This window comes from Amycolatopsis sp. GM8 (genome assembly GCF_021653975.1).
GTDB lineage: Bacteria > Actinomycetota > Actinomycetes > Mycobacteriales > Pseudonocardiaceae > Amycolatopsis_E.
This window is the reverse complement of the sequence record NZ_JAJKFK010000007.1, coordinates 408686-422676: the sequence shown is the minus strand read 5'-3', so window position 1 is coordinate 422676 and position 13991 is coordinate 408686. Positions and strand designations below refer to the sequence as shown.

Below are 13991 nucleotides of genomic sequence, written 5' to 3'. Positions count from 1 at the left end.
CCTCGGCGGGGGAGGCTACGCGGGAATGACGATCAGTCGGCTCGCCGAAACCGCGGGCGTCAGCCCGCAGACGGTGTACAACTCGGTCGGCGGCAAGGCCGAGGTCATCAAGGCGGTGTACGACGTCATGCTCGCCGGTGACGAGGATGGTACGCCGATGAGCGAGCGTCCCGAATTCCGGCGGGTGACCGGCGCGACCGACGTGACGTCCTATGCGGCCGCGTACGCCGCGTGGGTCCGGGTGATCTACGACCGAGTGGGACCGCTGCTCGGCGTGCTGCTCGCACACGGCCCCGGCGGCGACCCGGTGCTGGCGAACTTCGTGGCGACCATCGACTCCGAACGCAGGCACGGCAACACCAACAGCCTGCGCGGCGTGGCCGAACGCGGGCAACTGCCGTCACACCAATTCGACGGCGCGGTCGATGCCGTCTGGACCCTGACCGCGCCCGAGGTCTACGACCGGCTCGTCCGCCGCTGCGGCTGGGCATCGGCAGCCTACGAACGGTGGTTGACCACCCAATTGGGCGCGGCGCTGTCCTGAGCCGCTCAGGCGACTCCGGCGTGGACGAACGTGTACCCGAGCAAGGCGGCACCCAGCCCGGCAACGACGCTCACGACGACGTTCGTCACGGCATAGAAGTACGCGCGCTGCTCCACCAAGCGCAGCGTCTCGTAGCTGAACGTGCTGTAGGTGGTCAGCCCGCCGCAAAAACCGGTGCCCAGCAAGGCCAGCTCCGGCGAGGGCAGCGCGCTCCCGGCGCCCGCGAGGCCGCCGAGGATCAGGCAGCCGACGAGGTTGACACTGAAGGTGCCCCACGGGAACAGGCTGTCATGACGGGCCTGCACCAGGCGGTCGGTCAGGTACCGCAGCGGTGCGCCGATCATCGCGCCGACGAACACCAGGACGACGGTCACGACAGCGGCCTCCCCGCGTAGTGGACGACCTCGACGTCCTCGAGCGTCACCATGCCTTCGCCGACCAACTCGTCCAGTTCGGGCAGGAACGCGCGGATCTTCTCCTCGGCGTCGATGATGATCACGACTACCGGAAGGTTCTCGGTGAGGTCGAGGATCCGGGTGGTGTGGATGACCGAGCCGGCGCCGTAGCCCTCACACCCGTGCAACACGGTCGCCCCGGCCAGCCCGGCGTCACGGGCGCGTTTGACGATCTCGTGGTGGACCGGCTTGTGGTGCCACCTGTCGTCCTCGCCGACGAACACCGACAGCCGTGTCGCAAGGCCTGCCAACCGCATCTCACGCCGTCCTTTCCGGGCTGCGATCCGAACCGGTCACCGCGCGGGTGAGCCACACACCCAGCACGACGGCGAGCAGCGCCGCCACGAGGGTGCCCGCGAGATAGGCGACGGCGATGCCCACGGTGCCGGGCTGCAGGAGCGCGCGGACCTCGGTGGCGTAGGTGGAGAACGTGGTGAACCCGCCCAGCACACCGACACCGAGGAAGGGGCGGACCAGCCGGTGCGCCGACCACACCTCGGTGACCAGCACCATCAGCACACCGATCAGGAAACACCCGAGCACATTGGTGAGAAAGGTGCTCCACGGGAAGTGGCCGGCGGGAGTGGGCAGCCATTGGGCGAGGCCGTAGCGGGCGATCGCGCCGAGCCCGCCACCGAAAGAGATCACGACCAGTACCGCACCGTGCGAGCGAAGCAGCTCCCGCCGCTGCGCGGGCACGTGCACGTCGACATCTGGATCGATGGGTTCGGTCAGCTCCACCTCGCTGCTCACCGGCGCCTCCTAACTCTTGGCCAGAGCACACTCCGACACACAAGGTTAGGGGCCATTGACAGCGGCGGACCGCTGTGGTTCTCCCGAAACGGGACGGCGGGCTCCACCACCGGTTCGATCATTTTAGCGGGCACCCGTGACCGGTGGGCGATCTTGTCGGGCGCGTCACTCGTAGTCCCGGGCCGCGGCACCCCGTCAATACCGCCGCCATTGTGCTGAAATGGGAAGTGCTCCACGCCCAGTCGTGAATGGTGGGGGCGGAAACGATGCGACAGCTGATGATCCTGCGCCACGCCAAGTCCGCGTGGCCTGACGTCCCCGATCATGAACGTCCCCTGGCCGACCGAGGCCGCCGGGCCGCACCACGGACCGGACGCTGGCTGCGGGACACCGGCAACATCCCCGACCACGTCGTCTGCTCCACCGCCCGCCGCGCCTACGAAACCTGGCAACTCGTCGAGGGCGCGCTCGGCGCCTCACCACCGGTCACCTACGACGAGCGGCTCTACGCCGCCGACCGCGCCGACGTGCTAGCCGTGATCCGCGAAACCCCGGACTGGGTGGCGCGGTTGTTGATCGTCGGGCACGACCCGGGCGTGCCCGACGTGACCCTCCACCTCGCCGACCCGGCCCAGGACGATCTCTTCGACCAGGTTCGTACGAAGTTTCCGACCGGCGCCGTCGCCATCCTGCGCCTACCGGACGCCTGGACCACCGTGGACCCCGGATGTGCCACGCTGACCCACTTTTTCACGCCCCGGCGTGGCGCACCGCGGCCGTGAGCTAGCTCTTTGGATCGGGCGTTGCGAATGTCTGCACGTGGTCGATGGCTGCCTGCAGGGCGTCTCTCAGCGGGGTGATGTCGCGGGCGACTTGGGCGAGGAGCATGCCGCCCTGAAAAGCCGAGAGCAGGAGATGGGCCAGCCGAGTGGGATCCGCGTCAGCGCTGAGGCGGCCGAGCGTCCGCATCCGTTCGAGTCCGTCGCGGAAGATGTCTCTCCACTGCTCGAACGCGTTCGCGAGTTCGGTGCGAACGTCGAGGTCGGTCTTGATGATCTCGCTGGCGAGTGAGCCGAGGGTGCAGCCTTCCTGGTACGAGCGCTCGTAGGCGATGTAGAAGCCCGCCCATTCCCGAAGCGAGTCCAGGCTTTCGAAGTGGGTGAACCGCTCACCGCGATGGAACGTGAGGACGTGCTCGGCCTGCCACTCGATGACCGCGAGGACGAGGCTCTCCTTGGTCGGGAAGTAGTGGTTGAGCTGCGACCCGCTGATGCCTGCCGCATGACGGAGCTGCTCGTTGTTCGTCGCGTGCACGCCCTGGGTGTAGATGAGCTCCGCGGCGTGCTCGAGGATGCGGGCCCGGGTCGCCTGCCCCTTGCCGGTGAGCTTCTGCGGTACCCGAGCGTCCGTCTTGGCTTTCATACCGCACACGGTATCGCAAATTGGGCTTGACAGCCCATATTCGGGTCGTGTTGACTGCCACTAGTGGGCTTGCAAGCCCAAAAACGGTCCGAGACACAGGGAGGCAGCAATGAAGGCAATCGTCGCTACGGATCAGGCCGCGGAAGCAGCTGGAATCGCACTCGCGGAGCGGCCGGAGCCGACGCCGGCGATCAACGACGTCGTCGTTGAAGTCCAGGCGTCGGGCTTCGTCCCCGCCGAGTGGGAATGGCCCTCGACGTGGGTCGATCGCTCCGGTCACGATCGAGCCCCGGCGATCATCGGCCACGAGTTCGCGGGCGTGGTCACGGCTCTCGGCTACGGCACGACGGGACTTTCGCTGGGACAACGGGTTTTCGGCATCACCGACTGGCACCGCGATGGAACCCTCGCCGAGTACACGGCCGTCGAGGCACGCAACCTTGCGCCGCTGCCGGGGAACGTCGACTTCACGGTGGGCGCGAGCTTGCCGATCTCCGGCCTGACCGCCTGGCAGGGCCTGCTCCAGCACGGTCGTCTTCAGGCGGGGCAGAGCGTGCTCGCACACGGCGCCGCCGGCGCGGTCGGATCCGTGGTGACGCAACTCGCCCGGGAGTTCGGCGCCTACGTCATCGGTACCGGGCGGGCGGCGGACCGCCAGGCGGCGCTCGACTTCGGCGCGAACGAGTTCCTCGACCTCGACCACGAGGATCTCGACGACATCGGCGGGGTCGACCTGGTCTTCGACGTCATCGGCGGTGACATCCAAAGGCGCTCGGCGAGCATCATCCGGCCTGGCGGAACGCTGGTGTCGGTGGTCGGCCCCGCTGAAACCCGCCCGGTCGACGGCCTCGCGGTCGACTTCGTCGTCGAGTCCGTTCCGAGTCAACTGGTGGAAATCGTCGACCGGGTGCGAGATGGGCGCCTTCGCACGCACCTTGGCACCGTCACGACCCTCGACGACGCCCTTCCCGCGCTCAACCCGACCCAGCGGCGTAAAGGCAAGACCGTCATTCGCGTGCGCCCGTGAGCGCGCTGGAACACGCTCGCGCCTTTACACGTCGTAATAGAGGGCGAATTCGTACGGATGCGGGCGCAGCCGCAGCGGGTCGATCTCGTGTTCGCGTTTGAAGTCGATCCAGGTTTCGATCACGTCGGGGGTGAACACGCCGCCGGCGAGCAGGAACTCGTGGTCGGTCTCCAGCCGGTCGATCACCGCGTCCAGTGAACCGGGGACCTGGGCCACGTCGCGGGCCTCCTCGGGCGGGAGCTCGTAGAGGTCCTTGTCGATCGGCGTCGGGGGTTCCAGCTTGTTCTTGATCCCGTCCAGGCCGGCCATCAGCATCGCCGCGAACGCGAGATACGGGTTGCCGGAGGAATCGGGGCAGCGGAACTCGATGCGCTTGGCCTTCGGCGAGGTCCCGGTGACCGGGATGCGCACGCAGGCCGAACGGTTTCGTTGTGAGTAAACGAGGTTGATCGGCGCTTCGAACCCGGGCACGAGCCGGTGATACGAGTTCACCGTCGGATTGGTGAAGGCCAGCAGGCTCGGGGCGTGATGCAGGATCCCGCCGACATAGTGCCGCCCGAGATCCGAAAGCCCGCCGTAGCCGGATTCGTCGTAGAACAATGGGCCGTTCTCATCCCACAACGACTGGTGGCAGTGCATTCCGGACCCGTTGTCGTTGAACAGCGGCTTGGGCATGAAGGTGACCGTTTTGCCCGCGTCCCAGGCGGTGTTCTTGATGATGTACTTGAACAGTTGCAGGTCGTCGGCGGCGTGCAGCAGGGTGTTGAACTTGTAGTTGACCTCGGCCTGGCCGCCGCTGCCGACCTCGTGATGCGCCTTCTCCACCTCGATGCCCACGCCGGCCAGGTTGAGCACCATCGCGTCCCGTAGATCCGCGAAATGATCGCGAGGCGACACCGGGAAATACCCGGCCTTGTACGGGGTCTTGTAGCCCTGGTTGCCGCCGTCCTCCTCGGCTCCGGTGTTCCACCAACCCTCGATCGAGTCCACTTCGTGAAAGGCGGTGTTCTCAGTATTGGTGAAGCGAACCGAATCGAAGATGTAGAACTCCGCCTCCGGCCCGAAAAAGGCGCGGTCCGCGATGGTGGATTCGCCGATATAAGCCTCGGCCTTGCGGGCGATATTGCGCGGGTCCCGGGAGTAGGACTCGTGAGTGAACGGGTCGTGCACGAAGAAATTCATCAGCAAGGTCTTCTCCGCCCGGAACGGATCCAGCCGCGCCGTGTACGGATCGGGCAGCAACAGCATGTCCGACTCGTGGATCGACTGGAAACCGCGCACCGACGACCCGTCGAACGCGACTCCCTCGGCGAACGCGCCGGCATCGAACGCGGCGGCGGGGACGGTGAAGTGCTGCATGATGCCCGGCAGGTCGCAGAACCGGACGTCGACGAACCGCACGTCCTCGTCGGCGATGAAACTCAGAACCTCGTCGGCAGTGGTGAACACGTGCTCGCTCCTTCGCCGGCGGCGACAGCGGAGATGCGTGGGAAGGGGATCAAGCTCATCCCGGTCGGGCCGCTGTCGCCGGCCATAGTCGGTACTGATGGCGGAGACAGGGACCGTTGGCGGCACGACCGCGGTTGGCTCACCCGGCGAGCCCCACCACCGGGGTGCCACCCGAGTGGCAGGCGGCACGGGATTCATTTTTGGGCGGATCAACATTAGCAGCTTTGGAGCCATCAGCGGGATACCGAAGGAAGCCGCGACGCATCACCGGAGAGCACAGGCGGGGTCACCGAACGTGAACAGCCGGACTTCTTACCCGACCTGAACCTCGACCAGGTGGTCGCGGCGATCTCCTTGATTCACCCGTACGTGGTACTGTCCAATTCATGGCGAGAGAGCACCGGTCGCCGGCCGTGCGCGCGTACAAGTCACCGCTGAGGAAGCAACAGGCTGCTGCGACCAGGTTGCGTGTGCTGAGCGTCGCGGGGGAGTGCTTCGGCGCGCACGGGTATCCCAATACGACGCTGCGCGACATTGCCCGCGCGGCCGGAGTTTCCCTCGACACGGTCCAGGCCCAGGGCTCGAAGGCGCAGTTGTTCCTGGCCGCCTTCGACCTGGCGCTGGTCGGCGAAGACCAGGCGCTGCCGCTGCGCGAGCAGGAAAATCCCGAGCTGCGCGAGGCATTCGCCGGCGGGGATCTCGAAGGGTTCATGAAACCGATGTGCGCGTACCTCGCCGATTCCAACCGGCGCAGTGCCGCGCTGTGGCGGGCTTTCGTCGGCGCGACCGCCGGCGAACCACTGTTGGACGAGGCATACGCGGCGAAGATGGACGCGATGCGGGCCGAAGGCGTGTCGAGCTTACGGCTGCTGATCTCGCGTGGCGTGATCAAAGCGCCCGCGAACCTTTCCGAACTCGCCGACGAACTGTGGATGACTGCGCACGTCGCCCAATACCACCTGCTCGCACACCAGGCCGGCTGGCCCGAACAGCGCTATCTGGCCTGGCTCACCGAAAGCATGATCGCGGCCGTGCGCCGTCACTGCGCCCAATAGTGCATTCGAGAACCGGAGAAAAACGAGCATGACACGAATCATTATCGCGGCCACGCCGATTTACGGCCACGTCGAACCGCTGCGCCCGATCGCGGCGGACCTCGTGCGCCGTGGTGAACAGGTGACTTTCCTTACCGGTAGCGGCTTCCGCGCCTCGGTCGAGGAGACCGGCGCGCGATTCGCCGCACTTCCCGGAGAAGCCGATTACGACATCGCGGAGTTTCTCGCCCGGCACCCTGAGCGAACCGAACTCGAGCCCGGCCCGCCCGCGATTTCCTGGGATCTCATCAATCTGTTCATCAAGCCGATTCCCCTTCAGCACGAAGCGCTTCAGCACCTGCTCCAGGAGGCGGACGGCGAGCCCGTGGTGGTACTGGCCGAGACTTCCTTCCACGGGGCGAAACCCATGGTGCTCGGCGCCGGCATCCGGCCGGCCGGGTTGATCGGGATTGGCGTCACACCGTTGCCCTTGTCGAGTGTGGACACGGCTCCCTTCGGCCTCGGACTGCCGCCGGACGCCTCACCGGAGGGCCGCGCACGCAACATCGAGGCGAACCGCGCGGTGCGGCAGGCGTTCAGCGAGGTTCAGCGTTACGCCGTCGACGTCATGCGCACGCTGGGCGCCACCGAGGACCTGCCCTTCTTCTTCGACGCGGGCGTCACGGTGCCGGATCTGTACCTGCAACTGTCGATCGAGGGCCTTGAGTACCCCCGTAGTGACGCGCCCGCGTCACTGCGTTTCGTCGGCGCCTTGCCCGAAGACGCGTCGGCGCGGCCCGCGCCGCTGCCCGGCTGGTGGCCCGAAGTGCAAGCGGCACAGCGGGTTGTCGTAGTGACGCAAGGAACGGTGGCGAACGGCGACTTCACCGAGTTGGTCGAGCCCACGCTCGATGCCTTGGCGGACCTGGATGTCCTTGTCGTGGCGGTACTCGGGCGCGGCGGGACGCTGCCCCGCGTCCCGGCGGACGCGCGGGTCGCGGAGTTCATTCCGTTCGCGGACCTGTTGCCGCACACCAATGTGCTGGTCAGCAACGGCGGCTACGGCGGAGTCCAGCGGGCGCTGCGCCACGGCGTACCGATGGTGCTTGCCGGCCAGACCGAGGACAAGATCGAGGTCACCGCGCGCACAGCCTGGACCGGCGCGGCCATCAACCTGGCGACGCAACGCCCTGCCACCACGGATATTCGCGCCGCCGTCGAAAGCGTGCTCGACACGCCCACGTACAAAGAGCGGGCACTCCAACTCAGTGCGCACTACGCCAAGCACGACACCTTTGCCGAAATCCATGCGGCGATCGGCGAAATGATCGCACGGCACGGAGCCTGATTCGCCGGAGCGGTGACGGCGTTTGCTGAGCGTCACGCCCCGTCCGGCTCGGTCGCCATTACCTTGCCGGGGTTGAAGATCCCGTGCGGGTCCAGCGCGTCCTTGACCGCCCGGCCGAGGGCCAGCACGACCGGCCCGGCCTCGGCGGTCAGCCCGGCCCGTTTGAGCAGGCCGACGCCGTGCTCGCCGGTCACCGTGCCGCCCAACTCCAGCGCCGCCGCGATGATGTCGTCGAACGCCGCCTGTGCCCGCTTCTTCGCGGCATCGTCGCCGGGCGGGGTGATCAGCAACGGGTGGAGGTTGCCGTCGCCGGCGTGCGCGATGTTGGCGATCAACGTGTCGTGCCGCGCGGCGACCTCCTCGATCCGCGCGAGCATCTCGGGGACCGCGCCCTTGGGCACGCAGACGTCTTCGGTCAGCACCGGCCCGAGCCGTTCGAGCGCGGGGTAGGCCAGGCGCCGCGCGTCGAACAGCGCGTCGGCCTCCTGCTGGTCGGTCGAGCGCGCCGCGAACGTCGCACCCGCCTTCTCGAAACAGGCCAGCATCGCGTCGGCCTCTTGTTCGCCCGCCGGACCAGCGCTGTCGGTGCGGCCCAGCAACACCACGTCGGCCTCGGCCGACAGGCCCATATGCTTCCACGCGTCGACGGCGGCCAGACAGTGCCGGTCGATCAGTTCCAGCGCGGAGGGCTCCAGCCCGGATTCGGCGACGGCGGCGACCGCGTGCCCGGCGTCGACGATCGAGGAGAAGTAGCCCACGACGGTGTGTTCGGGTTCGCGGGCCGGGCGCAGCCGCACGGTGACTTCGGTGATGACGCCGAGCGTGCCTTCGGAGCCGACCATGAGCCCGGCGAGGTCGTAGCCCGCGACGCCTTTGGCGGTGCGACGGCCGACCCGGGCGAGCTCGCCGGTCCCGGTCACGAACTCCAGGCCCAGCACGTAATCGCGGGTGACGCCGTACTTGACGCAGCACAGTCCGCCCGCATTGGTGGCGACGTTGCCGCCGATGGTCGACCACGGAGCGCTCGCGGGATCCGGCGGGTACCACAGGGCGTGCTCGGCGCAGGCCGCGCGCAGGTGGTCGTTGACGACGCCGGGCTCGACCACGGCGAGCCGTTCGCGCCTGTTGATTTCCTTGATCGTCGTCATCGCCTCGGTCGAGACGACCACGCTGTGCTCGATCGCGTTCGCGCCGCCGGACAGCCCGGTGCCCGCGCCTCGCGGCACGACCGGGGCGCCGAGTCGCAGGCAGACCTGGACGACGTGCCGCACCTCCTCGGCCGTACGCGGCCGCACCACCGCCGCCGGTGTGCCGCGCGGCGCCCATTCGGCCTCGTCGTGCACATAGCCGGACACCACATCGGGATCGGTGAGCACCCGGCCGGCGGGCAGGTCCCGGTCCAGGTCCTCGATCAGCTCGCGCCGCCACGCGTCGTCACGCATGACGGCGACGCTATCGGCGTCCACGCCCTCCGCTCAATGTGTGAACCGGCTACCGTTGACGACTAGTGATGGATGGAGCGTCTACTGGTGCGCGAGTCATGGCTGGACCTGCTGCTGCGCGACGCCACCCTGGACGAGCTCCAGCGGCACGGCAGCGAACTGGTGCGTTCACGAGACACCGCGGCTGCCGACCGGGAGACGGCGCAAGCCCTGCGGCTGACGATGGTGCTGCGGCAGCAGGCGCAGCGGGCGGCCGAGTTGGCCGCGCTCAACGACATCGCGATCCGGCTGGCCACCCTCCACGCGCCCGACGACCTCCTACCGGAGATCGTCGACCAGGCACGCCGGCTGCTCGGCGCGGACCTGGCCTACCTCGGCCTCGTCGAGGACGGGCAGCTGCGGCTGAAGGTCACCAGCGGTGCGCTCACACCAGAGCTGGTCGGGGTGGTGATCCCGTTGTCGGTGGGGCTGGCCGGCGAGATCATCGAGCACGCCGCGCCCCGCTGGACGGCCGACTACCAGGTGGAGCGGCGTTTCCGCCACGACGACATCGCCGATACGGCGGTGCGCGCCGAGAACATCCGCGGGCTGCTCGGAGTTCCGTTGCGCCTGCGTGGCCGCGTGCTCGGCGCCCTGTTCGTGGGCAAGCGCCAGGAACGGGACTTCACTGAGCACGAGGTCACGCTGGCCTCGGCGCTGGCCGCGCACGCGGCGATCGCCATCGAGAACGCCAACGCCATCAGTAGCCTCAACACCGCGAACGACCAGCTCGCGCGCCGTACCGACGAACTGGAGCAGACGCTGCGCTGGGACCAGCGGCTGACGCGGGTGGTGCTCGCCGGCGGCGGTGTCGAGGAGTTGCTGGCCGAGATCAGCTCGATGGCGCGCGGGCAGGTCCGCTTCGTGACGGAACCGCCGGATGACGGGACCGTGGCGCAACCCGTCGTGGCCGGCGAGAGGCGCTTCGGCGCGCTGGTGCTCGACGGCGAGCCCGTCCGCGATGACCGGCTGCTCCTCGACCGTGCGGCCCCGGCGCTCGCGCTCGCGCTGCTCGCCGAGCAGGCCGCGGCCGAAGCGTCGTGGCGCACCCGCGCCGCCCAGCTGATCGATCTGCTCACCACGACGTCGGAGCGACCGGCCTTGCGGCAAGCCGGGCTGGACCCGTCGGCGCGATACTCGGTGCTCGTGGTGGCCTCCGGACGGGCGCGGCTCCCGCAATTGCCCGGCGCGCTCATGGCCGAGCACGGCGGCCGGCTGCTCGTCGTGACCACAGCCGATCCCGACGGCATCCGCCGGGATTGGCCGCGCGAGGCACCGACCGCGGGCATCGCCGGCCCCGCGCGTGGGCAGGCGGAGCTGCGGCGGTGCTTCCACGAGGCCCGGCAGACGCTGCATGCCCTGGAAGTCTTGGGGCGCAAGGGAGAAGCCGCGACCGCCGGGCAACTCGGGCTGTACCGGATCCTGCTCGACCATGCCGGTCGCCGCGATCTGGCGGAGGCCTTCGAGCACGTGCTGGGCCCGGTGCTCGCCGAGGAACGACGCCGTGGCGTGCCGCTCGTGGAGACCTTGCGCGTGTTCCTCGACCATGGCCGCCGCCCCCGCCCGGCAGCCGCCGAATTGGCGATCCATGTGAACACGCTCTACCAGCGACTGGCTGCGGTCGACAGCCTGCTCGGCGAGGACTGGCGTTCCCCACAACGGGCGCTGGAGCTGCACATGCTGCTGCACCTCAAAGCGGCAAGCGGCCCACTGGATGGGCCGGAAGGCGGCTGATTCACGGGATCATCGGCCCTTGCTCATGCGCAGGATCAAGGCGACCGCGTCCTCCGAGGGGACTGCCGGCGTCAGCACTTCCTGTAAGAGCAGGCCACGAATAGCCGCAATGGCGACGGTGGCCATCGTCAGCGCTTCCTGGGCGTCGAACCCTTCGCGTTCCGCGAGCGAGGCCAGCATCTTGGTCAGGTCGTCGAGCGAGTCGATGAACTCACGAAAGTCTTCTGGGCTGTACGCGGCCAGTCCTACGACGTGAAAGAAGCCGCGGGTACGCGACAGCTGCTCCGGGCGGGTGTAGGTCCGCCAGATCGCCACCACGAGGTCGTCGAAGGTGCCGTGTTGGGCGGCCTCGAAAAGCGCCGCGTTGTCACGAGATCGCAGTTCCTCGAGCATGGCCGCCAAGACGCCCGGGAGTGACCCGAAGTGGTAGCGCAGGAGGGCGTGGCTGGTCCCGGTCCGGGCGGCGATCTCACGGAGCGACACGTCCGGTGAGGGCAGGGCCTCGTCGAAGGCGTCGAGAAGCCGGGCCAGGAGACGCTCGCGTGCGTCGCCGTTGCGTTCCGTGCTTGACAGGATCACTCCTACAGTTTATCCATTGGAAAAGAAAGCTGCCGTGGTGCTTCCCACATGGTCGCAGGCAGCTCGCAACGGCGGAGGGAACGACTCGTGGGACCTTTTCAAGTGGTCGACGCGACGATCGTCGATGGGTCGGGTCGTGACCCCGTCGACGTCACCGTCGCCATCGAAGACGGGCGTATTTCCCAGCTCGGTGCCGCCGGCGCACACGGCGAGCGCCTCGATGCCGGGGGATTGACGATGACGCCCGGCCTGATCGACGCTCACGTTCACCTGGGTTTGTCGAGCCCGATCCAGCCGCAGTTCTCGTTCCAGATCAGTACCGCTGAGATCGCGGCCGACATCTTCGCCACGGCCGGCGCGACGCTCGATGCCGGCTTCACGACCATTCGGGACACCGGCGGGATCGACGGCGGCGTTGTCACCGCGATCGCGAAGGGCAAGGTCAGGGGACCGCGCGTGCTGTCGTGCGGACCTGTTCAATGCCAGATCGGTGGGCACGGCTACTACGGAGCCGATTGGGAACCCACCGAACTGTGGAGCAGCCATCACGTTCCGGGCCTGTGCGCCCTGTCCATGATGTCGGGCAATGCGGACGAGCTGCGACGCAATGTGCGCGAGGCTTTCCGTCGCGGGGCCTCCTTCGTGAAGCTCTGTGTGACCGGCGGAGTGGTCGGCGCGCACGACCGGCTGACCGACACCCAGTTCACCGCGGAAGAGATCGCCGTCGCTGTGCAAGAAGCCGCGGCGCGGGGCACCTATGTGACGGTGCACGCCCACAACAACGAAGGCATCCGGAACGCGATCGAGGCCGGGGTGCGCTGTGTCGAGCACGGCACCGACCTCGACGAGTCCACGGCGACCCTGATGGCCACGCACGGGGTTGCCCTTGTGCCCACGTTCGCTGTCGTCGAGCAACTGTTGCATGACACCGCTGGCGCCGGCCTCGGCGAATCGACCCGCGATCGTGTGCTGGGTGTTCGTGAGCGGATGACCGAGGCACTTGCCGTCGCCAAGAAGGCCGGAGTGCGGATCGGGCTGGGTTCCGATCTCATCGGTCCGGCCCAGGACCGCCGGGGCGAAGAACTCAAACTGCGCGCAGAGCTCGAGACGCCGATGGAAGCCCTTGTGGCGGCTACGAAGACCAACGCCGAGGTCCTCGGTCTAGCCGGCGAGGTCGGGGTCATCGCGCCCGGCCTGCAGGCAGATTTCGTGCTCTGGAACGGCAATCCGCTCGAAGATCCGAAGATTTTCGCCGACCCCGCCAATGCCGTCCTGGTTGTCCAGGCCGGCCGAATTGTGAAGGACCTCCGATGAGCATCATGTGGCAAGGCTGCCTCGCCGACACCGACTACTTCGAGCTGCGCTCCAGCGGAGGGCACGACTACGGCGTCTGGGTCACGACGCCACCGCGCTACGACCCCGCCACGACGCAAGCGCCCGTCGTGTATGTGCTCGACGGCAACTGGGCTGTGGGCATGACGGCTCCGCTCATCGTCACCCAGCTGGACCCCATGCAACGGATCCAGCCCTATATCCAGGTCAGCGTCGGCTATGCGGGCGAGGAAGCACAGCACTGGGCACGGCTGCGCAACAGGGACCTGGTGCCACCTGGCGAACCGATCGCCCAGGAGTTCATCGATGCCGTGGAGATGGGACTGGAAACGGGCGCGATGACACGCGAGGAAGCCGACGCCTACCTCGCCGAACTGCGCGACACCCACGCCGACGCGTTCCTGAGCTTCATCACCGCGGAACTGCACCCGCGGATCGAACGCGACTACGGCACGGCCACGAGCGGTCACGGCCTCTTCGGCTACTCCTATGGCGGGCTCTTCAGTCTCTACACCTGGCTCACCGGCAGCACGCTCTTCGAGACCATCGGCGCGGGCAGCCCCGGCGTTGCCAGTGAAGACAGTCAGATCTTCGCCCAGCTCAAAGAGTTCGGGGACAGCGAGCAGGCCGCCAAGCTGCACGTGACCTTCAACGACCGCGAGCTTCTCGGAGACCTGGCCATCTACCAGAACATCACGAAGAACACGGCCGCCGTCCTGCACCGCCTCACCTCACGCAACGGCGCCGTCACCAGCGCGGTCCTGGGCGAGACGCACGTGACCGGTCTGCAGGCCTCGTTCCTCAGCTACCTCAGGACCTGCCGCGCCCTGTGA

General features: G+C 67.9%; 15 protein-coding genes. 8 read left to right on the top strand and 7 right to left on the bottom strand.

Annotated elements, in window-relative coordinates; translation table 11 throughout:
• Positions 1 to 25 precede the first annotated feature (25 nt).
• Positions 26 to 544 carry a TetR/AcrR family transcriptional regulator gene (locus LOZ83_RS30820; RefSeq protein ID WP_236795256.1) on the top strand — a complete coding sequence of 173 codons (519 nt, stop codon included), beginning with the start codon at positions 26 to 28 and terminating at the stop codon, positions 542 to 544.
• 5 nt (positions 545 to 549) lie between these two features.
• Here the strand turns inward: LOZ83_RS30820 and crcB (LOZ83_RS30815) are convergent, their stop codons facing one another.
• Genes crcB (LOZ83_RS30815) through crcB (LOZ83_RS30805) form a run of 3 tightly spaced genes read right to left on the bottom strand, consistent with a single transcriptional unit; the run spans position 550 to position 1752 of the window.
• Entirely contained in the window at positions 550 to 918 is a 369-nt protein-coding gene (gene crcB / locus LOZ83_RS30815) for a fluoride efflux transporter CrcB (protein WP_236795255.1), read from the bottom strand.
• Positions 915 to 1256, bottom strand: coding sequence for a DUF190 domain-containing protein (locus LOZ83_RS30810; protein ID WP_236795254.1), 342 nt, complete (start codon positions 1254 to 1256; stop codon positions 915 to 917). The genes crcB (LOZ83_RS30815) and LOZ83_RS30810 overlap by 4 nt, the downstream gene beginning before the upstream one ends.
• A gap of 1 nt (position 1257) precedes the next feature.
• A complete protein-coding gene (gene crcB, locus LOZ83_RS30805) occupies positions 1258 to 1752 on the bottom strand; it encodes a fluoride efflux transporter CrcB (protein WP_308190337.1) in 495 nt (164 codons plus the stop codon).
• A gap of 266 nt (positions 1753 to 2018) precedes the next feature.
• Between crcB (LOZ83_RS30805) and LOZ83_RS30800 the strand changes: the two genes are divergently transcribed.
• Positions 2019 to 2534: a histidine phosphatase family protein gene (locus LOZ83_RS30800; protein WP_236795253.1), complete on the top strand. Its 516-nt coding sequence runs from the start codon at positions 2019 to 2021 to the stop codon at positions 2532 to 2534.
• Between the two features lies 1 nt (position 2535).
• Here LOZ83_RS30800 and LOZ83_RS30795 read toward each other — a convergent pair whose 3' ends face one another.
• The gene (locus tag LOZ83_RS30795; protein ID WP_236795252.1) at positions 2536 to 3174 is read right to left on the bottom strand and encodes a TetR/AcrR family transcriptional regulator; all 639 of its coding nucleotides are present in this window, start codon (positions 3172 to 3174) and stop codon (positions 2536 to 2538) included.
• 109 nt (positions 3175 to 3283) lie between these two features.
• Between LOZ83_RS30795 and LOZ83_RS30790 the strand changes: the two genes are divergently transcribed.
• On the top strand, positions 3284 to 4201 hold the full coding sequence (locus LOZ83_RS30790; RefSeq protein ID WP_236795251.1) for an NADP-dependent oxidoreductase: 918 nt from the start codon (positions 3284 to 3286) through the stop codon (positions 4199 to 4201).
• A 24-nt stretch (positions 4202 to 4225) separates the two neighbouring features.
• On the opposite strand, the gene glnA is transcribed toward LOZ83_RS30790, so the two are convergent.
• Positions 4226 to 5650, bottom strand: a complete 1425-nt coding sequence (gene glnA, locus LOZ83_RS30785) for a type I glutamate--ammonia ligase (RefSeq protein WP_236795250.1) — start codon at positions 5648 to 5650, stop codon at positions 4226 to 4228.
• A gap of 386 nt (positions 5651 to 6036) precedes the next feature.
• Here glnA and LOZ83_RS30780 point away from each other — a divergent pair, with 386 nt between their 5' ends.
• Together LOZ83_RS30780 and LOZ83_RS30775 are read left to right on the top strand one after the other, a co-directional pair.
• Positions 6037 to 6705, top strand: a complete 669-nt coding sequence (locus LOZ83_RS30780; RefSeq protein ID WP_236795249.1) for a TetR/AcrR family transcriptional regulator — start codon at positions 6037 to 6039, stop codon at positions 6703 to 6705.
• 28 nt (positions 6706 to 6733) lie between these two features.
• The gene (locus tag LOZ83_RS30775) at positions 6734 to 8032 is read left to right on the top strand and encodes a nucleotide disphospho-sugar-binding domain-containing protein (RefSeq protein ID WP_236795248.1); all 1299 of its coding nucleotides are present in this window, start codon (positions 6734 to 6736) and stop codon (positions 8030 to 8032) included.
• Positions 8033 to 8064: 32 nt separating this feature from the next.
• Here LOZ83_RS30775 and LOZ83_RS30770 read toward each other — a convergent pair whose 3' ends face one another.
• Positions 8065 to 9474 (bottom strand): FAD-binding oxidoreductase, encoded by a 1410-nt coding sequence (locus LOZ83_RS30770; RefSeq protein WP_236795247.1) that lies wholly within the window; start codon positions 9472 to 9474, stop codon positions 8065 to 8067.
• An 87-nt stretch (positions 9475 to 9561) separates the two neighbouring features.
• Here LOZ83_RS30770 and LOZ83_RS30765 point away from each other — a divergent pair, with 87 nt between their 5' ends.
• Positions 9562 to 11247, top strand: a complete 1686-nt coding sequence (locus LOZ83_RS30765; protein WP_236795246.1) for a GAF domain-containing protein — start codon at positions 9562 to 9564, stop codon at positions 11245 to 11247.
• A gap of 9 nt (positions 11248 to 11256) precedes the next feature.
• Here the strand turns inward: LOZ83_RS30765 and LOZ83_RS30760 are convergent, their stop codons facing one another.
• Complete coding sequence (locus LOZ83_RS30760; protein WP_236795245.1) at positions 11257 to 11826, bottom strand: TetR/AcrR family transcriptional regulator; 570 nt, start codon at positions 11824 to 11826, stop codon at positions 11257 to 11259.
• 87 nt (positions 11827 to 11913) lie between these two features.
• Between LOZ83_RS30760 and LOZ83_RS30755 the strand changes: the two genes are divergently transcribed.
• Positions 11914 to 13140, top strand: a complete 1227-nt coding sequence (locus LOZ83_RS30755) for an amidohydrolase family protein (RefSeq protein ID WP_308190345.1) — start codon at positions 11914 to 11916, stop codon at positions 13138 to 13140.
• Positions 13137 to 13991, top strand: a complete 855-nt coding sequence (locus tag LOZ83_RS30750; RefSeq protein WP_236795243.1) for an alpha/beta hydrolase — start codon at positions 13137 to 13139, stop codon at positions 13989 to 13991. The genes LOZ83_RS30755 and LOZ83_RS30750 overlap by 4 nt, the downstream gene beginning before the upstream one ends.